Annotated in this window: 23 protein-coding genes and 1 riboswitch; of the genes, 11 read left to right on the top strand and 12 right to left on the bottom strand. The window is 64.3% G+C overall.

The window, feature by feature from the left end; genetic code table 11:
- Nucleotides 1-35: 35 nt before the first annotated feature.
- Nucleotides 36-668: a hypothetical protein gene (locus tag IVB31_RS23070; RefSeq protein WP_247328047.1), complete on the bottom strand. Its 633-nt coding sequence runs from the start codon at nucleotides 666-668 to the stop codon at nucleotides 36-38.
- 177 nt (nucleotides 669-845) lie between these two features.
- The gene (locus IVB31_RS23065) at nucleotides 846-1715 is read right to left on the bottom strand and encodes a DUF1194 domain-containing protein (protein WP_247328045.1); all 870 of its coding nucleotides are present in this window, start codon (nucleotides 1713-1715) and stop codon (nucleotides 846-848) included.
- A 188-nt stretch (nucleotides 1716-1903) separates the two neighbouring features.
- A riboswitch (Fluoride riboswitch) is annotated at nucleotides 1904-1994 on the top strand.
- 90 nt (nucleotides 1995-2084) lie between these two features.
- On the opposite strand from IVB31_RS23065, the gene IVB31_RS23060 reads away from it, so the two are divergent.
- From IVB31_RS23060 to IVB31_RS23045, 4 genes are all read left to right on the top strand, one after another.
- Complete coding sequence (locus IVB31_RS23060; protein WP_247328043.1) at nucleotides 2085-3293, top strand: MFS transporter; 1209 nt, start codon at nucleotides 2085-2087, stop codon at nucleotides 3291-3293.
- Nucleotides 3294-3321: 28 nt separating this feature from the next.
- Nucleotides 3322-3705 carry a fluoride efflux transporter CrcB gene (crcB, locus tag IVB31_RS23055; RefSeq protein WP_247328041.1) on the top strand — a complete coding sequence of 128 codons (384 nt, stop codon included), beginning with the start codon at nucleotides 3322-3324 and terminating at the stop codon, nucleotides 3703-3705.
- A 140-nt stretch (nucleotides 3706-3845) separates the two neighbouring features.
- Nucleotides 3846-4151, top strand: coding sequence for an ATP-dependent Clp protease adapter ClpS (gene clpS / locus IVB31_RS23050; RefSeq protein ID WP_247328039.1), 306 nt, complete (start codon nucleotides 3846-3848; stop codon nucleotides 4149-4151).
- A gap of 80 nt (nucleotides 4152-4231) precedes the next feature.
- The gene (locus tag IVB31_RS23045) at nucleotides 4232-4993 is read left to right on the top strand and encodes a hypothetical protein (RefSeq protein ID WP_247328037.1); all 762 of its coding nucleotides are present in this window, start codon (nucleotides 4232-4234) and stop codon (nucleotides 4991-4993) included.
- 21 nt (nucleotides 4994-5014) lie between these two features.
- Here the strand turns inward: IVB31_RS23045 and IVB31_RS23040 are convergent, their stop codons facing one another.
- The 4 genes from IVB31_RS23040 to fabI form a co-directional block, all read right to left on the bottom strand.
- Nucleotides 5015-6205 carry an adenylate/guanylate cyclase domain-containing protein gene (locus tag IVB31_RS23040; protein ID WP_247328019.1) on the bottom strand — a complete coding sequence of 397 codons (1191 nt, stop codon included), beginning with the start codon at nucleotides 6203-6205 and terminating at the stop codon, nucleotides 5015-5017.
- Between the two features lie 68 nt (nucleotides 6206-6273).
- Complete coding sequence (aroC, locus tag IVB31_RS23035) at nucleotides 6274-7362, bottom strand: chorismate synthase (protein WP_247328016.1); 1089 nt, start codon at nucleotides 7360-7362, stop codon at nucleotides 6274-6276.
- Between the two features lie 81 nt (nucleotides 7363-7443).
- Nucleotides 7444-8043 (bottom strand): histidine phosphatase family protein, encoded by a 600-nt coding sequence (locus tag IVB31_RS23030; protein ID WP_247327934.1) that lies wholly within the window; start codon nucleotides 8041-8043, stop codon nucleotides 7444-7446.
- A 13-nt stretch (nucleotides 8044-8056) separates the two neighbouring features.
- Nucleotides 8057-8884, bottom strand: coding sequence for an enoyl-ACP reductase FabI (gene fabI / locus IVB31_RS23025; RefSeq protein ID WP_247327930.1), 828 nt, complete (start codon nucleotides 8882-8884; stop codon nucleotides 8057-8059).
- A gap of 173 nt (nucleotides 8885-9057) precedes the next feature.
- On the opposite strand from fabI, the gene IVB31_RS23020 reads away from it, so the two are divergent.
- Together IVB31_RS23020 and IVB31_RS23015 are read left to right on the top strand one after the other, a co-directional pair.
- Nucleotides 9058-9546: a sigma-70 family RNA polymerase sigma factor gene (locus IVB31_RS23020; protein WP_007594679.1), complete on the top strand. Its 489-nt coding sequence runs from the start codon at nucleotides 9058-9060 to the stop codon at nucleotides 9544-9546.
- Between the two features lie 106 nt (nucleotides 9547-9652).
- Nucleotides 9653-10426: an anti-sigma factor gene (locus IVB31_RS23015; RefSeq protein ID WP_247327927.1), complete on the top strand. Its 774-nt coding sequence runs from the start codon at nucleotides 9653-9655 to the stop codon at nucleotides 10424-10426.
- Between the two features lie 406 nt (nucleotides 10427-10832).
- On the opposite strand, the gene IVB31_RS23010 is transcribed toward IVB31_RS23015, so the two are convergent.
- Complete coding sequence (locus IVB31_RS23010; protein ID WP_247327924.1) at nucleotides 10833-11798, bottom strand: DnaJ C-terminal domain-containing protein; 966 nt, start codon at nucleotides 11796-11798, stop codon at nucleotides 10833-10835.
- Nucleotides 11799-11965: 167 nt separating this feature from the next.
- Nucleotides 11966-12367 carry an RT0821/Lpp0805 family surface protein gene (locus tag IVB31_RS23005; protein WP_346730890.1) on the bottom strand — a complete coding sequence of 134 codons (402 nt, stop codon included), beginning with the start codon at nucleotides 12365-12367 and terminating at the stop codon, nucleotides 11966-11968.
- A 113-nt stretch (nucleotides 12368-12480) separates the two neighbouring features.
- Between IVB31_RS23005 and pdxH the strand changes: the two genes are divergently transcribed.
- Together pdxH and IVB31_RS22995 are read left to right on the top strand one after the other, a co-directional pair.
- Complete coding sequence (gene pdxH / locus IVB31_RS23000; protein ID WP_247327917.1) at nucleotides 12481-13122, top strand: pyridoxamine 5'-phosphate oxidase; 642 nt, start codon at nucleotides 12481-12483, stop codon at nucleotides 13120-13122.
- 95 nt (nucleotides 13123-13217) lie between these two features.
- On the top strand, nucleotides 13218-13970 hold the full coding sequence (locus tag IVB31_RS22995) for an SDR family oxidoreductase (RefSeq protein WP_247327915.1): 753 nt from the start codon (nucleotides 13218-13220) through the stop codon (nucleotides 13968-13970).
- A 254-nt stretch (nucleotides 13971-14224) separates the two neighbouring features.
- Here the strand turns inward: IVB31_RS22995 and IVB31_RS22990 are convergent, their stop codons facing one another.
- Nucleotides 14225-14443 carry a hypothetical protein gene (locus IVB31_RS22990; RefSeq protein WP_247327913.1) on the bottom strand — a complete coding sequence of 73 codons (219 nt, stop codon included), beginning with the start codon at nucleotides 14441-14443 and terminating at the stop codon, nucleotides 14225-14227.
- Between the two features lie 264 nt (nucleotides 14444-14707).
- The gene (locus tag IVB31_RS22985) at nucleotides 14708-15685 is read right to left on the bottom strand and encodes a magnesium transporter CorA family protein (protein ID WP_247327911.1); all 978 of its coding nucleotides are present in this window, start codon (nucleotides 15683-15685) and stop codon (nucleotides 14708-14710) included.
- Between the two features lie 316 nt (nucleotides 15686-16001).
- On the opposite strand from IVB31_RS22985, the gene IVB31_RS22980 reads away from it, so the two are divergent.
- Nucleotides 16002-16688 carry a L,D-transpeptidase gene (locus IVB31_RS22980; protein ID WP_247327909.1) on the top strand — a complete coding sequence of 229 codons (687 nt, stop codon included), beginning with the start codon at nucleotides 16002-16004 and terminating at the stop codon, nucleotides 16686-16688.
- Between the two features lie 36 nt (nucleotides 16689-16724).
- Here the strand turns inward: IVB31_RS22980 and IVB31_RS22975 are convergent, their stop codons facing one another.
- On the bottom strand, nucleotides 16725-17831 hold the full coding sequence (locus IVB31_RS22975) for an extensin family protein (protein WP_247327907.1): 1107 nt from the start codon (nucleotides 17829-17831) through the stop codon (nucleotides 16725-16727).
- Nucleotides 17832-17896: 65 nt separating this feature from the next.
- Here IVB31_RS22975 and IVB31_RS22970 point away from each other — a divergent pair, with 65 nt between their 5' ends.
- Together IVB31_RS22970 and IVB31_RS22965 are read left to right on the top strand one after the other, a co-directional pair.
- Nucleotides 17897-19525 carry a fatty-acid--CoA ligase gene (locus tag IVB31_RS22970; protein ID WP_247327905.1) on the top strand — a complete coding sequence of 543 codons (1629 nt, stop codon included), beginning with the start codon at nucleotides 17897-17899 and terminating at the stop codon, nucleotides 19523-19525.
- A gap of 171 nt (nucleotides 19526-19696) precedes the next feature.
- Complete coding sequence (locus IVB31_RS22965) at nucleotides 19697-20551, top strand: DUF1499 domain-containing protein (RefSeq protein ID WP_247327901.1); 855 nt, start codon at nucleotides 19697-19699, stop codon at nucleotides 20549-20551.
- A gap of 7 nt (nucleotides 20552-20558) precedes the next feature.
- On the opposite strand, the gene IVB31_RS22960 is transcribed toward IVB31_RS22965, so the two are convergent.
- Nucleotides 20559-21482 (bottom strand): MBL fold metallo-hydrolase, encoded by a 924-nt coding sequence (locus IVB31_RS22960; protein WP_247327898.1) that lies wholly within the window; start codon nucleotides 21480-21482, stop codon nucleotides 20559-20561.
- Nucleotides 21483-21647: the final 165 nt, after the last annotated feature.

Genomic DNA, 21647 nt, shown 5'->3' with positions numbered 1-21647 from the left:
GCCACCGCTCGCCGTGAAATAGCAGGCGTTGAAGTTCAGGCGGTCCTGTCCACCGTGGACGACGTATCCGACGGCGGATATTTCGTCACGGGCACCACGAAGGACGTGTTGCGGACCTGGTAGATGATCTTGCCGTTCTGCCCGTCGTCGGTCGCAATCTGCGCCTGCCCGAACATGATCACGTTCTTGTAGACGGTACCGGTGCCCTGACGGGTGACGCCGTCGGTGGTGACACTGACCTGCGCTTCGTTGCCGTTGACAGCGAGCACCCTGAAGCTCGCGCTCTTGCCATTGTCACTGGAATAGCCGCCCCAGCTTCCCATCAGGCGGCTGTCCGAGGCCGGCGGCGCCTGCTTGTCCAGCGTCGCGGTCTGCTTGCCGGCGCCCGCGGAGGACAGGAGCACCAAACTCTTGCCGTCCTTGGTGCCGACCGTGATGTTACCGAAGGTGAGTAGCGAGCCCTGGACCTCGCCAAAACCGCGCTCGGTATGTCCGTTATGGGTGTACTCGACCTGCGCCCGGGCCCCGCGGATGTTCACGACCTTGAAGCCGACGGGCTGGTTGTTGCCCGCCCAATTGCCCTTCCAGTCACCGAGCAGGGCGCTCTGGTGATACACCCGCTCGTTGGCGGGCGAAATCTGGCTGGTGCTCGACGTGACGATGGCCATTTGATTGCTCGGCGGATGTGTCTGACAGGCCCGCTTCGTTCGCGCCCCGACAGCAACGTCAGAACAATATCCGGAAACAACAGGAAGCAGCCGATTACGGCCATGCAACGGTTAACGCGCGGTTAAGATTCTACCGGAAGCAAGTCGGGCAAATGGTCTCATTCGGTGGGAACGCGATCAGCGCCCCCAGCGGTCCGACCAGATCTTCTCGCCGATCATGCAGCTCACACGCGGCTCCTTGTCCTTGTCCGCAACGTGCACCACGCGGCGCTCCGGCATGCGGCCCGCAACCTCCATCAAGAGCTTGGTGCGGATTGCTTCCTTGAACTTGTCGCGGTCCTTGATGGTGATCACGAAGGAACCGGGGCCGCCGATGACGCAGTCCTCGTAGTAGTAGTCGAGATTGTCGATATCCATGGTCGAATAGGACGGCTCCTTGACCATGATCGGCAGGCCGTTGATGACGATGCCCTTCTCGATCGCCGCGTCGCGCGCCACCGTGACCGGGCTGCCATTGTTGTTGGGGCCGTCACCCGAAATGTCGATCACGCGGCGCAGGCCCCGATAGGGATCCTCATCGAAGAGCGGCATCGCGAAAGTGATCGCGCCGGAGATCGAGGTGCGCGAGGCACGCCGGATCGGCGTCTTCAGGATTTCGGCGGCGACGGCATCGGCGGTCTCCGGTCCGTCGATCAGCCGCCAGGGAATGATGATCTTCTGATCGGTCGAGGCGGCCCACTCGAAATAGGTCACCGCGATCCGGCCGTTCGGACCGAGCTTCAGCGCCTGCAAAAATTCCTTCGACTGGATCGCCTGCGCATAGCCTTCGCGCTGGATCGCGAGTTCGTCCATGTCCATGGAGTAGGACACGTCGACCGCGAGGATCAGCTCGACATCGACCGTCTGCGCGTCCTTGTCGGACGCCAGCCGCTGCGGCTGACTCTTAGGTGAGTCAAATGTAGGTCCTGGCGCCGCGATGCCCGCGACATCCCCTCCGGCGAGCACGCCGGCTATCAGCACAGCCCCGATCGAGAACAGCACGCGCATCGCAGCCTCCCGTCGTATGACGCGATGGTGACATGCAATCGACTTGCCGCAAAGTCCGAAGATTGCTTGCGCTTCACAATCGAGTGCATCGCTGCCGCCCTATCGCCACGGTCGCGCCGTCGGAACGCGCGCGGTGTGGAGACGCTCCCTCGCCCACTTGTCCGGCGCGATTTCCATGCTAGGCTGGCCGCACAGATGGGGATGGAGTCCCCCGAGAACCGCCCGGCGGCCTTGAGCCGTGATCTTGGACCGTAATGGGCTGATGACTCCTGCTTGAGGGGGGCAATCTTTGAGCCTCTGCCTTTGGCGGGAGCATGGACAAACCCGCCGATGGCGGGTTTTTTGTTGCCTGACGACGAAGGACGAGACGTGGCGACGACGACACCGAATGCTGCACGCAGCGGATTGCCCCGGGGGATCTGGGTGCTCGGCTTCGTCTCGATGCTGATGGACGTCTCGTCGGAGATGATCCACGCGCTGCTGCCGGTCTACCTCGTCACCGTGCTCGGCGCCTCCACGCTCACCGTCGGATTCATCGAGGGTATTGCGGAGGCGACCGCCTCGATCACGAAAATCTTCTCCGGCGCGTTGTCCGACTGGCTCGGCCGGCGCAAATTGCTCGCCGCGTTCGGCTACGGGCTGGCCGCGCTGACAAAACCGCTGTTCCCGCTTGCCCCCAGTGTTGGATGGCTGGTGGCGGCGCGCTTCATCGACCGCGTCGGCAAGGGCATTCGCGGCGCGCCGCGCGATGCGCTGATCGCCGATATCGCGCCCATCGGCCTGCGTGGCGCGAGTTTTGGCCTGCGGCAATCGCTCGACACCATCGGCGCCTTCGTCGGGCCGCTCGCAGCAATCGGTCTGATGTGGTGGACGGCGGACAATTTTACGGCGGTATTCTGGGTGGCGGTGCTGCCGGCGTTCCTGTCCTTCGGTTTGATCGCGTTCGCGGTGAACGAGCCGGAGCCGGCCCCCGGCCGGGAGCCTGCGAAGAATCCGCTGAACACCGCCGCCATGCGGCGGCTTGGACCCGTGTACTGGCGCGTCGTCGCGGTCGGCGTCGTGTTCACGCTCGCGCGCTTCAGCGAAGCCTTTTTGATCCTGCGCGCACAGAACATCGGGCTCAATGCGATGTGGGTGCCGGCGGTCCTGGTGCTGATGAATATCGTCTATGCGTTGTCGGCCTATCCGGCCGGCGTGCTGTCGGACCGGATCAACCGCACCGGCCTGCTCGCGCTCGGCCTCGTCTTCCTCGCCGGCGCCGATCTCGCGCTTGCACTGCTGCCGAACCTTGCGGGCCTCGCGCTCGGCGTCGTGCTGTGGGGACTGCACATGGGATTGACACAAGGCCTGCTCTCGGCCCTCGTCGCCGATACCGCGCCGCCGAGCCTGCGCGGCACCGCGTTCGGCTATTTCAACCTGTTCACCGGCCTCTCACTGCTGGCCGCGAGTGTGATCGCCGGCGCGCTGTGGGACGCCTATGGTCCGGCCGGGACGTTCCTCGCCGGCCTCGGCTTCGCGCTGGCCGCGCTCGTGGGGCTGTTCACCGTCGGCAACGGGCTGGCAACAGAGGACAAGTGATGCAAGCTGCAAACGGGGGAACGCGACGTTGAACATCCCATTCATTCTGGCGGTCGCCGCCGGTGGAGCGCTTGGCGCGGTCGTGCGCTATCTTGTCGGGATCGGCTCGGGCCGGTTGTTCGGCACCGATTTTCCCTGGGGCACCCTGATCATCAACGTCACGGGATCATTTCTGATCGGGATTTTCACCGCGATGTTCGCGACGAGATGGAACCTGCCGCAGGCCGCCCGGATCTTCCTGACCGTCGGGATTTGTGGCGGCTACACGACTTTCTCGACGTTCTCGCTGGATGCCTGGTATCTGATCGAGCGCGGTCAGACGTGGGCTTCGGCCGTCTATATGATTGCATCGGTGGTGTTGTCCGTGGGCGCTCTCATTGCCGCGATGCAATTCGTTCGTGCGCTTCCGTGAAGCGCACGCGCAATTGGCGCATTGCTGCCCATACGCGACGGCATGGTGACGAGCGGCCTGACCGCCTTGGAGAGGCGTCCGATCCTGCAATATGATAGGCAGGGCGTAAGCTCATCAGCACCGGGACGTTTCAGGAAACGATGGCCGACACTGTCACCACGCCGAAAACGCGCACGAAGATCAAGGTCGAGCGGCCGAAGCTGCACAAGGTCATCCTGATCAACGACGACTTCACGCCGCGCGAATTCGTCACCATGATCCTCAAGGCCGAGTTCCGCATGACCGAGGATCAGGCCTACAAGGTCATGATCACCGCCCACAAGCTCGGCGCCTGCGTGGTCGCCGTGTTCACCAAGGACGTCGCGGAGACCAAGGCCACCCGCGCCACCGACGCCGGCCGCGCCAAGGGCTACCCGCTGCTGTTCACGACGGAGCCGGAGGAGTAGCGCCGCCATTCGCTTCCCTTCGCGTCAATTTTACCGATCCGCGCTACCAGGAGTTCAATCTCCTGTGTCACGACGGTGCGATGTCAGTCGCACTGCGCAAACAGCTCGAACTCAAGCGAGCCCGCCACGAGACCTCGTTCGGTCCATTTAAGCTCCTGCATGCGCTGCCCTGGCTCATCCTGGCGGCCGCGATGCGGGTGATCGCGTTCGGCGGCGGCGCCGTGGCGGTGCCGGCGATCATCATTGCCGACATCGCGGTGCTGCTGGCCTTCTTCGCGACGGCGCAACAATCGATCGAAGCGGCCGGCGGCCAGTCCTCACTCGGCGAGCTGACATTGGGCGAACAGTTTAGGCTCTCGTTCTCGATCCTGTGGCGGATCGCGCTCGTGATGATCGCAGCAGCACTCGGCACCGCGGCGATCGGCTATGGGACTTCGCTTCATTTGATGGCGGGCCTCGACGGCATGGCGTTCGACCAATTCACCCACCCCGGGCGCTTCTGGAGCGCTTGGATCGCGGCTCTCGTGCTGCTCATGATCGTTCGCGCTGAGCGCGATGACGGCAAAATCGCTTTGTTTGTCGCGATTGGCGAGTTCGCGCGACGCGGGCTGTGGCTCGGCGCAGCCGTGATCGTGCTCGGCGTGGTCAACGTCGCGCTCGCCTACGGACAGGAAGCGGTGCGGAGCGCGATCTGGAGTTTCTGGCAGACCTCGGCGGCGACGCAGTTCACGAAGAATTTGATCTATTTCGTCTTCATCTTCAGCTTCGCCATGCTGCGGCTGTGGATCACACTGACAATCCTGACGCTCGGACTGAGACAATCGTATGTGCGCGCCGACTAGTCCCGCCGACCACGCCGTGCACTAGGCGATCACTACCGGCGTCTCCTCAGTCAGCCCATACACGCGCTGTGCCTTGGATAATCCCGCAATCGGAAAATCGCCGAGTTCGTGCCAGTCATGGCGGCAGACATTGGCAAAGCCCTCCGAGGCCACGACCGTGCGGCCCGTGCGGCCCGCGATCTTCTCCAGCCGCGCCGCGAGATTGACGGCCGGGCCGATGCAGGTGAAGTCGAGGCGGTTGCCGCCGCCGATATTGCCGTAGAGGATATGGCCGACGTGCAGCGCGACACCGAAGCGGAAGCGCTCGATGACGTCGCCGACCGGAAAGGCGAGCGCCGCGACGCTGGCGCGGGATTCGCGCGCGGCTTCCAGCACGCGCGTGCAGACATGGGCGGCATCGCCGACATATTCGTCGATCGGGAACACCGCGAGCAGGCCGTCGCCCATGAACTTCAGCACCTCGCCGCCATGGCCCCGGATCGCGGCGACCTGGCAGTCGAAATAGTGATTGAGGATTTCGACCACGGTCTCGGCCGGCAGCCGGTCCGACAGCGCAGTGAAGCCGCGCAGATCCGAGAGCCAGATCGCGGCCTGCATGGTGTCGTTGTGGCCGCGGCGGATCTGGCCGCCGAGGATGCGCGCGCCGGCGCGGTTGCCGACATAGGTGTCGAGCAGCATCTCGGCGGTGCGGCGCAGGCTGATGATCTCGCTGACGCGCGCAAGCGGTGCCATGAGGGTGCGGATCGCCGCGATGTCGTCATCGCTGAAGCCGCCGGGATCCCGCGTGACCCAACTCGTTGCGTGGATAGAGCCGTCGAGATAGGGCATCGGCACCGCGATATAGTCGGTCGCCCCTTCGGCCCGCATGTCGTTGATGAACGGAAATCGCTCGCTGTCGGGATCGTCGATGCGGCCCCTGACCTCGATCCCCTGCTCGAACACGATGCGAAGCGGGCTCCGGGCAAATTCCGGCGAGTCCAGGATCTCGAAATCGACGGTGCCGATTTCGACCTTCTCGCCCTGCTTCCAGATGAAGTTGCGGCCGAAGATCTCTGGATGCAGCGTGCGGATGAAGATGCCAAAGCGCGACAGCGGCAAGCCGGCTGCGACCAGATGCTCGCAGACGTCTGCGATCATCTCCGACGGCGTCCCCGACGACCTGGCGCCGTCGATCAGCCAGTTGGTGATGCGCTGAAGCTCGGAGGATTCCATGACGCATTTGCGGACGAAGCTGTGGGATCGTCAAGCTGCGCGGTGGGCTAGTGGCGCGACACGAAGACCTAACGTCCCACCTGCCCGCGGTCGCGCAAAAAGTGATCGGCCAGCACGCAGGCCATCATGGCTTCGCCGACGGGGACGGCGCGGATGCCGACGCAGGGGTCATGGCGGCCTTTGGTCGTGATCTCGGTGTCGGCGCCCTGGCGATCGACGGTCAGGCGCGGCTGCAGGATCGAGGAGGTCGGCTTCACCGCGAAGCGCACCACAACCGGCTGTCCGGTGGAGATGCCACCGAGCACGCCGCCGGCATGGTTGGACAGAAAGCGCGTGCCGTCATTGCCGGTGCGCATCTCGTCGGCGTTCTCCTCGCCGGTCAATTCCGCCGCGCCAAAACCGGCGCCGATCTCGACGCCCTTCACGGCGTTGATGCTCATCATCGCTGCGGCGAGCTCAGCATCGAGCTTGGCATAGATCGGTGCACCCAATCCTGCCGGCACGCCTTCGGCGACGATTTCGATCACCGCGCCGATCGAGGAGCCGCTCTTGCGGATGCCGTCGAGATAGGTCTCGAAGAAGGCAGCCTTGTCCTTGTCGGGACAGAAGAACGGGTTTTTCGCAATCTCGTCCCAGTCCCACTTCGCGCGGTCGATCTTGTGCGGGCCCATCTGCACCAGTGCGCCGCGTACCTTCACATCAGGCAGCACTTTTCGCGCGATCGCGCCGGCAGCGACGCGCGTCGCCGTCTCGCGCGCCGAAGAGCGGCCGCCGCCGCGATAGTCGCGCAGGCCGTATTTGGCTTCGTAGGTGAAGTCGGCATGACCCGGGCGAAACTTGTCCTTGATCTCGGAATAGTCCTTCGAGCGCTGGTCGGTGTTCTCGATCAGCAGCCCGATCGGGGTACCCGTCGTCACCTGCACGCCGGTCTCCGGATGCGCCATCACGCCGGAGAGGATTTTGACCTGGTCAAGCTCCTGGCGCTGGGTGGTGAAGCGCGACTGGCCGGGCCGGCGGCGATCGAGGTCACCCTGGATGTCGGCCTCGACGAGCGGGATCATGGGCGGGCAGCCGTCGACCACGCAGCCGATCGCCACCCCGTGGCTCTCGCCGAAGGTGGTGACGCGGAACATGTGGCCGAAGGTGTTGAAGGACATCGCTGCTCGCTGGCTCGGTTCCGGCGTGTGGTAACGCGCGGGGGGCCGGGGGTCAAACCCGCAGCGGGAGGGCGTAACGGCTTAACTGAACTTCTCCAGCCGGCCGTCGCGGAAGACGTAGACGGCGCCCTGCTCGATATAGAGCTCGGCGGCGCTGGCCGGGGTCTCCAGGCCGAGCGATACCATCAGGGCCCGGCAGGTCCCACCATGCGCGACCGCGACGGTGTCGGTCCGGAGCTGGTCGTACCAGGCGCGCACGCGGACCTGCACATCGGCGTAGGTTTCCCCGCCCGCGGGGCCCACCGTCCATTTGTCGGCGAGGCGCCGGGCGTAGATTTCGGGATCTGAGGCTTCGCTCTCGGCCAGCGTCAGTCCCTCCCAGACGCCGTAGCCGATCTCGCGCAGGCGATCGTCGAGCGTGTAGTCGGCAAGCGGCAATTCGAGCCTGCCCCGCGCCAATTCCATGGTCTGCCGCGCGCGGCCAAGCGGACTCGACACGTAGGGTAACGCAGCCTTGTCGCGGCCATCGCGCTTGAACAGATCGGCGAGAATGAGGCCTGCCTGCTCGGCCTGACCGCGGCCGCGCGCGTTAAGCGGAATGTCCTTGGTGCCCTGAAGCCTGCCGAGCGCATTCCACTCGGTCTCGCCGTGGCGAAGATAATAGATCGTGGGCGCGGACATTCAGATCTAGGAACTAATCCTTGCCGCCGAACGAAATGTCCGGCGCGTCGGGCCGTTTCATGCCCAGCACGTGATAGCCGGAATCGACGTGATGCACCTCGCCGGTGACGCCGCGCGACAGCTCGGACAGCAAATACAGCGCGCTGCCGCCGACGTCTTCAGTGGACACGTTGCGCCGCATCGGCGCGTTGGCCTCGTTCCATTTCAGGATATATCGGAAATCGCCGATGCCGGACGCCGCGAGCGTCTTGATGGGACCTGCCGAAATCGCATTGACACGGATGTTCTTCTCGCCGAGATCGGCAGCGAGGTAGCGCACACTGGCTTCGAGCGCAGCCTTGGCGACGCCCATTACGTTGTAATGCGGCATCCATTTCTCGGCGCCGTAATAGCTGAGCGTGATCAGCGAGCCGCCGTCGGTCATCAGCTTCTCGGCGCGCTGCGCCACCGCCGTGAACGAATAGCAGGAGATCAGCATGGACTTCGAAAAATTCTCCGGCGTGGTGTCGACATAGCGACCGTCGAGCTGCTCGCCATAAGCGATCGCGTGCACCAGGAAGTCGATCTTGCCCCACTTCTCCTCCAGCACGGCGAAGGCGGCGTCGATGGTCGCGGCATCGGTGACGTCGCAATGGCCGAGCACAAGCCCGCCGATCTCGGCGGCGAGCGGCTCGACGCGTTTCTTCAGCGCATCGCCCTGATAGGTGAAGGCGAGCTCGGCGCCGGCCGCGTGGCATGCCTTGGCGATGCCCCAGGCGATCGAGCGGTTGTTGGCAAGGCCGAGGATGACCCCGCGCTTGCCCTGCATCAGACCTTGCATCAGCCCTGAATTCTGCGCCATTTTGCTAACGTCCCGTCGAGCTCTCGTTGAGGTCTGGAGGTACACCAGCCCTCCCTTGCGGTACAGTCCTAATACGCGGCGTTAACGCTGTTCCGAGCGCCGGAATAGCCGTTCCGTTCGGGTGTTATGATGGTTGTGGCGCTTGCGCCGAATGTCAGGACATCAAGACGGCAATGAGTGCGTTTCGCCAGAGTGTGGAAGCCATGATCCCGGCGTTGCGCCGCTACGCCCGCGCGCTCACGCGCGAGGCGGATGCGGCCGACGATCTGGTGCAGGATACGCTGGTGCGGGCGCTGCGTTCGGAGCGCCTGTTCCTCGGAGGCGACGTCAGGAGCTGGCTCTACACGATCCTGACCAACCTCAACAAGAACCGGCGGCGCTCGCTGGCAAGGCGCCCGCAATTCATGCAGCTGACGGAGAACAACCCGGACGCCAGCGGGACCGAAGCCGAAGGGCGCGATATCGAGAGGGCGCTGGCGACGCTCGTCGAGGAGCAGCGCTCGGTGCTGCTGCTGGTGATGCTGGAGGGCATGAGCTACCGCGAGGTCGCCGACATCCAGGGCGTGCCGATCGGCACTGTGATGTCGCGCCTGGCGCGCGCCCGTGCCCACGTCAAAGCCTCGCTTGAGGGCGAGCGCCCGGCGCTCAGGCGGGTGAAATGATGGCAGGGTTGATGCATAGCGCATGTCGCTTTCCTCGCATGCAATGGGAAGCGGCGCAGTTGAACCACGAAGACCATTTTGGGCCGCAGAGCCAGAGACGACCGATATGAACGACCGCAATATTCCGGTGACCGAGGACGAACTGCACGCCTATGTCGACGGCGAGCTGCCGGCCGAGCGCCGCGCCGACGTCGAGGCCTGGCTTGCCGCCCATCCTGACGAGGCCGAGCGCGTGCAGTCCTGGCGCGCCATGGCCGAAATGCTGCACGCCCGCTACGATTCCGTCGCCCAGGAGCCGGTGCCGGCGCGGCTGGAGCTGGAGCGGCTGGAGCGCCGGCCCCGCCGGTGGCTCTATGGCGCCGCCGCAGCGGTGCTGGTTGCCTTCGTCGCCGGCGGCACCGCCGGCTGGGTCGCGCATGGCGCCGCCAATGCCCCCTCGACCTTCCAGAGTTTTACGACGGACGCGCTCGACGCCCACCGCCTCTATGTCGTCGAGGTTCGCCACCCCGTCGAGGTCGGCGGCAACGAGCGCGACCACCTCCAGGCCTGGCTGACCAGACGCTGCGGCTGGACCGTGTTCGCACCGAACCTGGAGGCGAGCGGACTGAAGCTCGTCGGCGGCCGGCTCCTGCCGGGGCCGAGCGGTCCGGCGTCGTTCCTGATGTATGAGGGCGCCTCGGGCGAGCGGTACACGATCTACACCGCCAAGACCGAGAACGGCGCGACGCAGATGCGTTACGCCAGAGCGGACAAGGACGGGGCGCTGTTCTGGGCCGAGCGCGGTGTCGGCTACGTGGTCAGCGGGGGCGGTGCCGACCGCGACCGGCTGACCAACGTGGCGCAAGCGGTCTACGACCAGGCAGAGAAAAACGGCACCTAGACAACCGCGTAAAGACGGTGCCTCGATTCCGACATTGAAAATTTGGAATCAGGACATCGGCGCGTCTCATTATCGCACCGGATGATCACGCGAAACTGAGCAGCGTTCGATCCGCCGATCGACGCGGGCGGCCTCGATTGGGGTTTTTGGTACCGCGCTGGTCCCCCTCTCGAGGCCGCACCTTTTCGTCGGCTGCCCCGCCGGACCGCCGACACACGTCGAGCACGTGAGCCGAGAGCGCTACCACGCCTCGCGCGTATGATGAGCATCATCTGCTGGAGAATGCTCTCAACCTTTAGGAAAACCCCTTCAGTTGCGATCTCGCCCTAAAGCGCGATGCCTCGCGCTTTAATTTTTTTGCGCATGATCTTTCCGGAAAACCGCTACGCACTTGTCCGGATCATGCTTAGCCAAGCCCGCTACGTGGATTGTAGGGGTGTTGGTCCCGCCACTTCTCCATCAATGCTTCAAGCTCGGCGTCGTTCCCGTCCGGTAGCATAATCCTGACGGTGACGAAGAGATCCCCGGTCCCGCCGGCCTTCGGTAGTCCCTTGCCCTTGAGGCGGAAGGTGCGGCCACTGGAGATGTTCTTCGGAACCGACAGCTCCACGGCATTGCCGAGAGTGGGCACGCGGACCTTGCCGCCGAGCACCGCCTCGTAGAGCGTGACCGGCAAGTCGATCCTGAGGTCGGCGCCTTCGATCTTGAAAAACGAGTGCGGGGCAACGGTAATCGTGATCAGGAGATCGCCGGGCGGGTGGCCCGGCGCGGTCTCGCCCTGGCCCTTCAGCCGGATCTGCTGGCCGCTGACGACGCCGACCGGAATCTTGACGTTGAGCTCCTTGCCTGTCGGCAGGCGGACGCGCTTCTCCCCGCCCTGCACCGATTCTTCCAGTGAGACGGTCATGGCGACGTTCAGATCGAGATCAACCCCGATCCCGCCGGTGTCGAATTCGAACTGGGGACTGCCGCCTGCTCCCGGCCGCGCGCCGCGTGTACCGCCGAACATGCTGTTGAGGATGTCCTCGAACCCGCCCGCGCCTTGCCCTGGGCCCGCGCCACCGCCCCGGAACGTATAGCTCTCGAAGCCGCCGGGACCCGCGCGCCCACGCGGCCCGCCACCGCCACCCGGAAAGCCCTGGAAGCGCGGCTTGCCGTCGGCACCGATCTCGCCGCGGTCGAATTGCTTGCGCTTGTCCTCGTCGCCGATGATCTCGTTCGCCGAGTTGATCTCGGAGAAGCGGTCGGCAGCCTTCGGGTCGCCCTTGTTGCTGTCGGGATGGTGCTTCTTGGCAAGCTTGCGATAGGCGCTTTTGATCGCGGCAGCGTTGGCGCTCCGCGGCACCCCCAAGACCTCATAGGGGTCGCGCATCCGTCACGTCTCCTTCAAGAAATCGAATTGTCCAAAGGGGCTCCCCGCCCCACCTGAGCCCAATGTGGGGGGCGAGTGGTATTTTTGCAACTAGGCCGCGGAGCCGATTCCGTATGACTGAAACATAATCTTCCCGGAAAACCGGTTCCCACTTTTCCGGATCATGCTCAACTCCGCCACGGCTTTAGCGTATGAATCTCCCAACGGCCACGGCTGCTTTGGCAGCCGGCGCCCTGGAGCCAGCTCTCGGTATCGCCGTTGACGTAGCTCGCCAGGAAGTCACGGCATCTGCGGCCGTCCTCGGCGGCGTAGGACTGCGCGATCGGGGTCACCGACCCCCGCGCGCCGGTCTCCGGATTTTCCCAGTGCTGGCTGGAATCCTTGTCGCCCTTGCTGAGGACATCGGAGGCGGCATTCCGCGCGAAGGCGAGATCGGTCTCGGTCGGAGCCGCCACCGGCATCGCGATCGAGCCGGTGAGGTCGCTGTCTTCGGCCCTGGCGTAGGCATTCTTGTCATTGCGGGAAAAGCTGCAACCGCCGGTGCCGAGCCCGATCAGAATGATCGTCATGACGAAGCCGGACGGCCGGATCGCCGATAGGCCAACGCGCCCCCATGCCCTATATAGGGCGGTAGCGGACAACAACGCGTTTTGGGCCGCAGGACGCAACTCGGACTCCAGACATGACCGACACGACCTCGATGAAACACCAGACACCCTTAACATCCGGTGATTTCACCGCCGCCGACGAACCTTTTGCGCTGTTCGAGGCCTGGCTGAACGAGGCGATCAAGAGCGAGCCGAACGATCCGAACGCCATGGCGCTCGCAACCGTCGACGCGGACGGGCTGCCGGACGTCCGCATGGTGCTGATGAAGGGCTTCGATACCCAGGGTTTCGTCTTCTACAGCCACATCGCCAGCCAGAAGGGCCGCGAACTCGCCGCAAATCCTAAGGCAGCGTTACTTTTTCACTGGAAGTCGTTGCGCCGTCAGGTCCGCATCCGCGGCAACGTGACGCCGGTGAGCGAGGCCGAGGCCGACGCATATTTCGCCACCCGCCCCAAGCAGGCGCAGATCGGCGCCTGGGCAAGCAAGCAGTCGCAAGAGCTGGAGAGCCGCTTCGCCTTCGAGCAAGCCATCGCAAAAGTCGCGGCCAAGCACGTCATCGGCGAGGTGCCGCGGCCGCCGGGCTGGAGCGGCTGGCGCATCACGCCGGTGCGCATCGAGTTCTGGCACGACCGCCCATTCCGCCTGCACGACCGCATCGAATTTCGCCGTGACGCGACCGCCCAACCATGGTCCAAGACGCGGATGTACCCTTAATTTTGTTTGAGCATGTTCTTTTCGGACAACCGCTGCACACCTTGCGCTAACGCGGCCCTCCGGGTCCGGATCATGCTCCAACCTGAAAGACCTTCATGTCGCAGTCTTCCAATGCGCCGCGTCGCACGCTGCTCCTGACCGGAGCGAGCCGCGGCATCGGCCACGCCACCGTGATCCGCTTCTCCTCGGCGGGCTGGCGCGTGATCACCTGCTCGCGGCATGCCTTCCCCGAAGATTGCCCGTGGGACGCCGGTCCCGAGGATCACATCCAGGTCGATCTCGCCGACCCCAAGGACACGACCCGCGCGATCTCCGACATCCGCGACCGGCTCGAAGGCGGCATGCTCCATGCCCTCGTCAACAACGCCGCGATCTCACCGAAGGGACCGGGCGGCTCCCGGCTCGGCTCGGTCGACACCGACATCGACACCTGGACGCACGTGTTTCACGTCAACTTCTTCGCACCGATCATGATCGCGCGCGGGCTGATCGAGGAGCTGAAGACGGCCAAGGGATCGGTGGTGAACGTCACCTCGATCGCAGGATCGCGGGTACATCCCTTCGCGGGCGCGGCCTATGCGACCTCCAAGGCCGCGTTGGCTTCGCTCACACGCGAAATGGCGTCGGATTTCGGCCGCGTCGGCGTGCGCGTCAACGCGATCGCGCCTGGCGAGATCGACACCTCGATCCTGTCGCCGGGCACGGAGAAGATCGTCGACCAGCAGATCCCGCTGCACCGGCTCGGCACGCCCGACGAGGTCGCCAAGATCATCTACGTGCTGTGCACGGACACCTCGTCCTACGTCAACGGCGCCGAGATTCACATCAACGGCGGCCAGCACGTGTAGGTAAGGCGGGCGCAGCGTGGGCCGGTTCGCGAGCACAGTCTCACTCTACGAACATTTGCGGCCGCTTTACCCGCGCGAATTCTTCCGCAGCGTTGCGCAAAAGTGTGGCCTCTCCAAACAGAGCCGCTTGATCGCCGAGACCATTGTCTCGACGGCGCAGATCGTGGAGCGTTAGGTGAAATGTCGCGAAGACGGAAGCAAGGCGATCCAGACAAAGCCGCCGCAGGACCTGGATCGCCCTCACCTTCCGTTCCTCAATCGAGTCGAATCCGACGTGACCTTTCGCGCGGCTGCGGAGCGGCCGTGCTGAATGCAGTCGAGCAGTCGTCGTCGTTCTCGCCATCGAGCAGCGGAGCACCACAGTGCCGGCACATGCGTGCCGACATCGACGACGCCTTGCCGCTCGCCAGGACCTGACGATAGTTCGCCAGATCGATGACGTTGCGGGGCGACGTTATGTATTTTTCAACCATGGCTTTTCCTCGCGGCTAACCCCCTGCTTATCGCAGACAAGTTTCGCGCAAACGTTCAGCCCACCGCTCAAATTTTACCGGAGGAATTGGGGCGAGGGACACGCATCACCGCGCGGCCTCAATCCCGATCTATTCTGCGACACCAACCGCCGTGTCTGTGCGACCTGCGTAAGGTCTCGGTAGGTATCTTTGCTTGAGCATGATCTTTTCGGAAAACCGCTTCGCACTTTGCGCTAACGCGGCCCTCCGGGTCCGGATCAAGCTCTACAGCCACTTCTTCCACTTGAAGATCCAGTACGGAACGATCGCCGCGATCAGCATCAAGACCAGCGCGTACGGATAGCCGTGCGCCCATTCGAGCTCCGGCATCGACTTGAAGTTCATGCCGTAGATCGAGGCGATCAGCGTCGGCGGCATCAGGACAACGGCCATGACCGAAAACAGCTTGATGATGTTGTTCTGCTCGAGATTGACGACGCCGAGCATGGCGTCGAGCACGAAGGTGATCTTGCTGGAGAGGTAGGAGGCGTGGTCGGTCAGCGAGACGACGTCGCGCTGCATGGTCTTGAGCTGCTCGCGCATGTCCTTCGACCATTTCACGCCCTCCACCACCGCTGACAGGAAGGCGACGACACGGCCGATCGACACCAGGCTCTCGCGAACCTTCGAGGTCAGATCGCCCTTGCGGCCGATCGAGATCAGGATCTGGGAATATTGCTTGGCGTGACCGTGGCGCTCGCTCTCCGGCTCGAAGATGTCATGGGAGACCTGGTCGATGTCGGCGCCGCAGCGCTCCAGAATGTCGGCGCAGCGGTCGATCACCGCGTCGAGCAGCTCCACCAGCACCATCTCGCCGGTGATCGCCGGCGTGCAGGAACGGGCGAGCTTGGCCTCGACCAGCGCGAACGGCTTGGGCTGATCGTAGCGCACGGTCACGAGGCGATGGTCGCCAAGGATGAAAGTCACCGCCGTGGTCCGGGGCATGTCGGTATCGGAGTGGCACATCAGCGTCGCGGTCATGTAGCGCGCGCTGTTCTCGATATAGAGGCGGCTGGAGATCTCGATCTCCTGCATGTCTTCCCGGGTCGGGATGGCGATCCCCGCCAGCCGCTCCACCGCCTTGTCCTCGGCCGCGGTCGGGTTGAACAGGTCGATCCAGACTGCGCTCTCCGGCAGCGCCGTGAGATCCTCGATGACCGCCTTCTTGAGGGAGGACTCGGAGGGAACAAACACCGAAAACATGAACAACTCCAGAGAACCTGCGACAGAATGACAGCCTTTAGCGCGATTCTGACAAGTTCATGATGACAAGCACATTAACGGAACCTTTGCATTTGTGGCGGCACCGTGGCCCGGAATCGACAGTTCGGCATCCTTGGCGCTTCGGGACGCAAAACTTGCGGCAAAAAAGCCACAGGTAAGGTCTCGCATCGCGGGAGAAGGTCCGAAAGGCTGGAATTGTGGCAGATTTCAACGATAATGGGGGCAACGGAGTCGTGGTCTTTGGGCTTTGCTCAAGCTCCACGAAAGCTTGTTTGTTGTCGATTGGAACCAAATCATGTCGTCGCTGAAAGTTATGCTGGGTATCTTGGCCGCTGGCGTGATGCTGTCGGGCTGCATGCAGGCCACACATTTTGAAGCGACCGACACCAAGGCCTTCAAGCCGAAAGACAAGGAGCTCCTTGCCAAGGTTCGGTACGAGAACACGCCGGTTGCGGAGCCGTTCCGCCGCGCCATCGTCGACTACCACCGCAAGGAATCGCCGGGCTCGATCGTGGTCGATTCCGACAACCATTACCTCTATTGGGTGATGGATGGCGGCAAGGCGATCCGCTACGGCATCACCGTCGGCGAAGAAGCCATGGCCTGGTCCGGCATCGCCAAGGTCGGCAGCATGACCGAGTGGCCGGCCTGGCATCCGACCCCCGGCGAGATTTCGCGCCTGGGCGTGCCGACCTTCGTTGCACCCGGCCCGGACAATCCGATGGGCTCCCGCGCGATGTATCTCTACTCGGGCGGCAAGGACACCCTGTTCCGCATTCACGGCACCAACCAGCCGGAATATATCGGCGCCTCGATTTCGTCGGGCTGCATCCGCATGACCAATGAGGACGCGATCGACCTCTACAGCCGCGTCAAGCTCGGCACCATCGTGGTCGTGCTCGAGCCCAAGCATGGCGACTCGCCCTACAATTCGCGCCTCGCGCTGCAAGGCGGCGGAACCGGCCAGGCAGGTAGCAACTGATCGCCGCCTGATCTGAGACCTTCAAAAGCGCCGGTTTCACCGGCGCTTTTTTGTTGGCGGCTTATTTGTTGGCGGCTTAGACGGCTGCCCCTTCTCGGGCACCGACTTGTCCGAATGCGCAGGGGACTTCTCCGCCGCCGCGCCCTCAGCTTCGTCCTTTGCTTCAGGCTTGGCCGCGACCTCGCGCGGAGGGGCCTCCTCTGGCCGATCCGCCGGCAGCAGCGGGGCAACCTGCGGCAGCGGATCCCAGACATTCCACTGGCAGATCCGGTAGTCGTTGCGCCGCTGGGCGAGATCGAGATGGATATGGTCCTCATGGTACCAGTCCGAGCCCGGCCCAAGCACGGTAGAGAAGCGCGAGCAGACCGAATGCAGCACGCGCTCGCGCACGTCGCGCGACATGCTGCGGTCGGTGAGGCCAATCGACTGCCCGTTGGCCAGCTTGATGGCGCGGACGTCGAGGGCGTTGGCCTTGCCGTGCTCGGACAGCATGGCTCCGACAACGCGGTTGCGGCCACGGCATTCGAAGCTATCGAAATTGTCGAGATCGCTGATGGTCGAGCCGAGGCTCGCGGCCAGCGGCACCACGTCCTTGCGCACCCAATCGGCGATCGCTGACGCCATGGTGCAGCGGAGGATCGCCGCCGGCTTGACCGCCACCTTGCGCTTGTCCGGCAGCACGATGGCTTCGAGCCGCACCAGATCCTCGCCGCCGCAGGCGCCGGGGCCGCGGATGTCCGGAATGGACGGCGCGATGGCGATCTCCTCGGTCAGCGCGAGGCGGCAGGCCGAGAGTTGCTTCTCGGGCGGCGCGGCCTCGGCCGGCTTGTCCGGAGAAGGCTTGTCCGGAGAAAGCTTGCCCTGAGAAGGCTTGCCCTCGGCCTCCGGCGGCGCCTCATCCGCTGCCTTGGGGGCCTCTTCGGGGCGTGATCTCGGGAGCGGGACCTTGGCGGAATGGACCGTCGCGCGCGGCTGCGGTGCAGCAATGCCAAAGATATCCAGCGGGGACGCGTATTTTCGCGCCTCTGCCCTCTCAGCAAGCAGCAGCGACAGCCCGAGTGCGGCGGTAACCATTGCCGCGCCGGCGGACATATAGCCGCGACAAGACCATTTGCGGCGAAAGGCCGGCAGGCTAAAACTCATGACAATTCTTTGGCCCAACGCTGAGAGCGATAATCCGCCCAGCGACTTCTCGGAGGAACGACGGAATGCTTGGTTTGATGCAAGACTGGCCCCTGCTCTGCCACCGGATCATCGAACACGCCGCCAGGATTCATGGCAAGCAGGAGGTCGTCACGCGCTCGGTCGAGGGACCGATCCATCGCACCACCTACGGTGACATCCACAAGCGCGCGCTTAAGGTCTCGCAGATGCTGGAGCGCGACGGCATCAAGCTTGGCGACCGTGTTGCAACGATCGCCTGGAACACCTGGCGCCATCTCGAGGTCTGGTACGGCATCATGGGGATCGGCGCCATCTGCCATACCGTCAATCCCCGCCTTTTCCCCGAGCAGATCGCCTGGATCATCAACCATGCGCAGGACCGCATCGTGATGACCGACATCACTTTCGTACCGGTCCTGGAGAAGATCGCCGACAAGCTGACAAGCGTGGAACGCTACGTCGTGCTCACCGACAAGGCGCACATGCCGCAGACGACGCTGAAGAACGTGGTCGCCTACGAGGACTGGATCGCGGAGGCCGACGGCGAATTTAAATGGAAAGACTTTGACGAGAACACGGCGGCCGCGATGTGCTACACGTCCGGGACCACCGGCGACCCCAAGGGCGTGCTGTATTCGCATCGCTCCAACGTGCTGCATGCGCTGATGGCGAACAATGTCGACGCGCTCGGCACCAGCGCCTCCGAGACCATGCTCCCCGTGGTGCCGCTATTCCACGCCAACAGCTGGGGCATCGCCTTCTCCGCGCCCTCGCAGGGCACCAAGCTCGTCATGCCCGGCGCCAAGCTCGACGGCGCCTCGGTCTATGAGCTGCTCTCGACCGAGAAGGTGACGCATACCGCCGGCGTGCCCACGGTGTGGCTGATGCTGCTTCAGCACATGGCAGCCAGCAATCTGAAGCTGCCGGACCTGAAGATGGTGATCTGCGGCGGCTCGGCGATGCCGCGCTCGATGATCAAGGCCTTCCTCGACATGGGCGCGAACGTCCGCCACGCCTGGGGCATGACCGAGATGAGCCCGATCGGCAGCGTCGCGGCGCTGAAGCCGCCGTTCCAGAATGCAACCGGCGAGGCACGGCTCGACGTGCTCCAGATGCAGGGCTACGCGCCGTTCGCCGTCGAGATGAAGATCACCGACGATGCCGGCAAGGAGCTGCCGTGGGACGGCACGACCTTCGGCCGTCTGAAAGTCTCCGGCCCCGCCGTCGCCAAGGCCTATTTCCGCATCGACACTGACATCCTCGACAAGGACGGCTTCTTCGACACCGGCGACGTCGCGACCATCGACGAGGCCGGCTACATGCGGATCACCGATCGCTCCAAGGACGTGATCAAATCCGGCGGCGAATGGATCTCCTCGATCGACCTGGAAAACCTCGCAGTCGGCCACCCCGCCGTGGCGGAAGCCGCCGTGATCGGCGTATTCCATCCCAAATGGGACGAGCGACCGCTGCTGATCGTACAGCTCAAGCAGGGCCAGCAGGCCAGCCGCGAGGACATCCTGAAGTTCATGGACGGCAAGATCGCCAAATGGTGGATGCCCGACGACGTCGCTTTCGTCGACGGCATCCCGCACACGGCGACAGGCAAGATCCTGAAGACCGCATTGCGCGACCAGTTCAGGGAATACCGCTTCCCGAACGCGGCGGCGTAGGCGGCCCAACCAAACACTGTCGTTCCGGACGATGCCAGCGGCATCGAACCCGGATGACAGGCTGTAACATCCCGGGAACCCTTGAATTTGCCCCCGGGCCGTGGTCTCAACGGCCCATAGTCGTGCCAGATCGGCCGGCACCGCCCCCAAGACCCCGGCAGAGCTCACCCGATGGCCCGCAGGTTTTCCGCTCCCTATCAGTCGGAGCCCGTGTCCAGCCTCGCGAACTGGGCGCGCAATCTGGCCGTGTTCGCGGTGGTGGCGGTGGTGGTTTCGATCATCATCCTCCGCTTCGGCTTCCTGGAGATGAAGCCGGCGCTCGCGACCTTCTTTGGCGGGCTCGGAATCGCGGCGCTCTCGATCCTGTTCGGCCTCGCCGGCTTTGCCGCGATCTGGCAGAACGGCTCGCGCGGCATGGCGCGCATCCTGCTTGCCTTCCTGATCGACGGCGCGATCCTCGCTTATCCCGCTTATCTCGGCCTGCAATACCGCAAGCTGCCGGCGATCCACGACATCACCACCGACCCGATCGACCCGCCGCGCTTCGACGCACTGGCCCGCCTGCGCACCGGCGATGGCGCCAATACCGCGGTTTATGCCGGTCTCTATTCGGCCGAGCAGCAGCGTCAGTTCTACCCGGATATCGAGCCGATCGAGCTCGAAATCACCGTCGACCGCGCTTATGCGATCGCGCTCCAGCTCGTCAACAAGCGCAAATGGCTGGTCATCGACGAGCGCGCGCCGCAGCCGCCGCGCCGCATCGGCCGCATCGAGGCGGTGGCGCGCTCGCCGATCATGGGTTTCCGCGAGGACATCGCGATCCGGGTCGTGCCCGACGGCGAGGATTCCCGCGTCGATATCCGCTCGGCCTCGCGCTATTTCGAGAGCGACCTCGGCAGCAACGCCGCGCGCGTGAAGAAATTCATCGACGACCTCAACACCGCCGCCGATGCGGACGCGCTCAAACCGGTGAAGAAGACGCCGGTGACGCCGCCAAAGGCGCCGGCGAAGACGGTGAAGAAGTGACGGAGCGTTAGGCGTTCGCCATCCGATACGTTCCGCCAATCACGGGATCGCCGTCCGTCGCCACCACGCCGCGGGCGACCAGATCTTCCAGATGTGCCAGCACGGAGTAGCCGGCCGCAGTGGTGAGCCTCGGATCGATGCCGATATAGATCGCGCGGACCATGGTCGGGATGTCGGTCTCGCCCTTGGCGAGACGGTGCAGGATGGACGCCTCGCGCGCCTTGCGGTGGCGGATCAGGAAGCGCACGAAGCGCGGGCCGTCCGGAATTTCGGGGCCGTGGCCGGAGAAATACAGATCCTCCTCGCGCGCGGCGAGACGATCCAGCGATTCCATGTAGTCGATCATCGAGCCGTCGGGCGGCGCCACGATCGAGGTCGACCAGCCCATCACGTGGTCGCCGACGAAGTTGAATTTTCGCTCGGGCCAGGCGAAGGCGAGGTGATTGGCGGTATGGCCGGGTGTCGCCACGGCCTCGAGCCGCCAGCCGTCTCCTTCGACGATATCGCCATGGGCGATCCTGATGTCGGGCGCGAAGTCGCGGTCGGCGCCCGATTCCGGGTTGTGCTTCTCGCTCTCGAAGCGCGGGCGCGAGGCGCGGTGCGGGCCTTCGGCATAAACGGGCGCGCCGGTCGCCTGCTTGATCCGCGCGGTGTTCGGCGAATGGTCGCGGTGGGTGTGGGTGACGAAGATATGGCTCACCGTCTCGCCGTTGACGGCATCGAGCAGTGCTGCCGCATGCGCCGCGTCGTCCGGACCGGGATCGATGATCGCGACGTTGCCCGTGCCTACGATGTAGCTGACCGTGCCGGTGAAGGTGAACGGGCTTGGATTGTTACAAAGCACGCGCCGCACACCGGGGCGGACTTCCTCGACGACGCCGGGCTTCAGCGGAAAGTTGCGGTTGAACGGGACGTCGTCATTGTCGGACATGGCACTTCCAATTCGTACCGCCCCACTCTTCGTCATACCCCGCGAAAGCGGGGTATCCAGTACGCCGCGGCGCCTGAGGCGAAGGCGAGGTCTCTGGGATACTCTATCGTCCGCCGCAGTGCGCTAGAGCGCACGGGGCGGACGATGACAGCGGAGCAAAACAGC

This window comes from Bradyrhizobium sp. 21, from assembly GCF_023073335.1.
Classification (GTDB): domain Bacteria; phylum Pseudomonadota; class Alphaproteobacteria; order Rhizobiales; family Xanthobacteraceae; genus Bradyrhizobium.
This window is presented reverse-complemented; position numbering and strand designations above follow the sequence as displayed.

What these genes read in the sequence shown, in the direction of transcription:
- IVB31_RS23005 (WP_346730890.1), bottom strand. Translation starts at nt 12,367, where the DNA reads ATGACGATCATTCTGATCGGGCTCGGCACCGGCGGTTGCAGCTTTTCC.
- IVB31_RS22995 (WP_247327915.1), top strand. Translation starts at nt 13,218, where the DNA reads ATGTCGCAGTCTTCCAATGCGCCGCGTCGCACGCTGCTCCTGACCGGA.
- IVB31_RS23065 (WP_247328045.1), bottom strand. Translation starts at nt 1,715, where the DNA reads ATGCGCGTGCTGTTCTCGATCGGGGCTGTGCTGATAGCCGGCGTGCTC.
- IVB31_RS23070 (WP_247328047.1), bottom strand. Translation starts at nt 668, where the DNA reads ATGGCCATCGTCACGTCGAGCACCAGCCAGATTTCGCCCGCCAACGAG.
- IVB31_RS23045 (WP_247328037.1), top strand. Translation starts at nt 4,232, where the DNA reads ATGTCAGTCGCACTGCGCAAACAGCTCGAACTCAAGCGAGCCCGCCAC.
- IVB31_RS22970 (WP_247327905.1), top strand. Translation starts at nt 17,897, where the DNA reads ATGCTTGGTTTGATGCAAGACTGGCCCCTGCTCTGCCACCGGATCATC.
- IVB31_RS22985 (WP_247327911.1), bottom strand. Translation starts at nt 15,685, where the DNA reads ATGTTTTCGGTGTTTGTTCCCTCCGAGTCCTCCCTCAAGAAGGCGGTC.
- IVB31_RS23015 (WP_247327927.1), top strand. Translation starts at nt 9,653, where the DNA reads ATGAACGACCGCAATATTCCGGTGACCGAGGACGAACTGCACGCCTAT.
- pdxH (WP_247327917.1), top strand. Translation starts at nt 12,481, where the DNA reads ATGACCGACACGACCTCGATGAAACACCAGACACCCTTAACATCCGGT.
- aroC (WP_247328016.1), bottom strand. Translation starts at nt 7,362, where the DNA reads ATGTCCTTCAACACCTTCGGCCACATGTTCCGCGTCACCACCTTCGGC.
- IVB31_RS22975 (WP_247327907.1), bottom strand. Translation starts at nt 17,831, where the DNA reads ATGAGTTTTAGCCTGCCGGCCTTTCGCCGCAAATGGTCTTGTCGCGGC.
- IVB31_RS22960 (WP_247327898.1), bottom strand. Translation starts at nt 21,482, where the DNA reads ATGTCCGACAATGACGACGTCCCGTTCAACCGCAACTTTCCGCTGAAG.
- fabI (WP_247327930.1), bottom strand. Translation starts at nt 8,884, where the DNA reads ATGGCGCAGAATTCAGGGCTGATGCAAGGTCTGATGCAGGGCAAGCGC.
- IVB31_RS23020 (WP_007594679.1), top strand. Translation starts at nt 9,058, where the DNA reads ATGAGTGCGTTTCGCCAGAGTGTGGAAGCCATGATCCCGGCGTTGCGC.
- IVB31_RS22965 (WP_247327901.1), top strand. Translation starts at nt 19,697, where the DNA reads ATGGCCCGCAGGTTTTCCGCTCCCTATCAGTCGGAGCCCGTGTCCAGC.
- IVB31_RS23010 (WP_247327924.1), bottom strand. Translation starts at nt 11,798, where the DNA reads ATGCGCGACCCCTATGAGGTCTTGGGGGTGCCGCGGAGCGCCAACGCT.
- clpS (WP_247328039.1), top strand. Translation starts at nt 3,846, where the DNA reads ATGGCCGACACTGTCACCACGCCGAAAACGCGCACGAAGATCAAGGTC.
- IVB31_RS22990 (WP_247327913.1), bottom strand. Translation starts at nt 14,443, where the DNA reads ATGGTTGAAAAATACATAACGTCGCCCCGCAACGTCATCGATCTGGCG.
- IVB31_RS23040 (WP_247328019.1), bottom strand. Translation starts at nt 6,205, where the DNA reads ATGGAATCCTCCGAGCTTCAGCGCATCACCAACTGGCTGATCGACGGC.
- IVB31_RS22980 (WP_247327909.1), top strand. Translation starts at nt 16,002, where the DNA reads ATGTCGTCGCTGAAAGTTATGCTGGGTATCTTGGCCGCTGGCGTGATG.
- IVB31_RS23030 (WP_247327934.1), bottom strand. Translation starts at nt 8,043, where the DNA reads ATGTCCGCGCCCACGATCTATTATCTTCGCCACGGCGAGACCGAGTGG.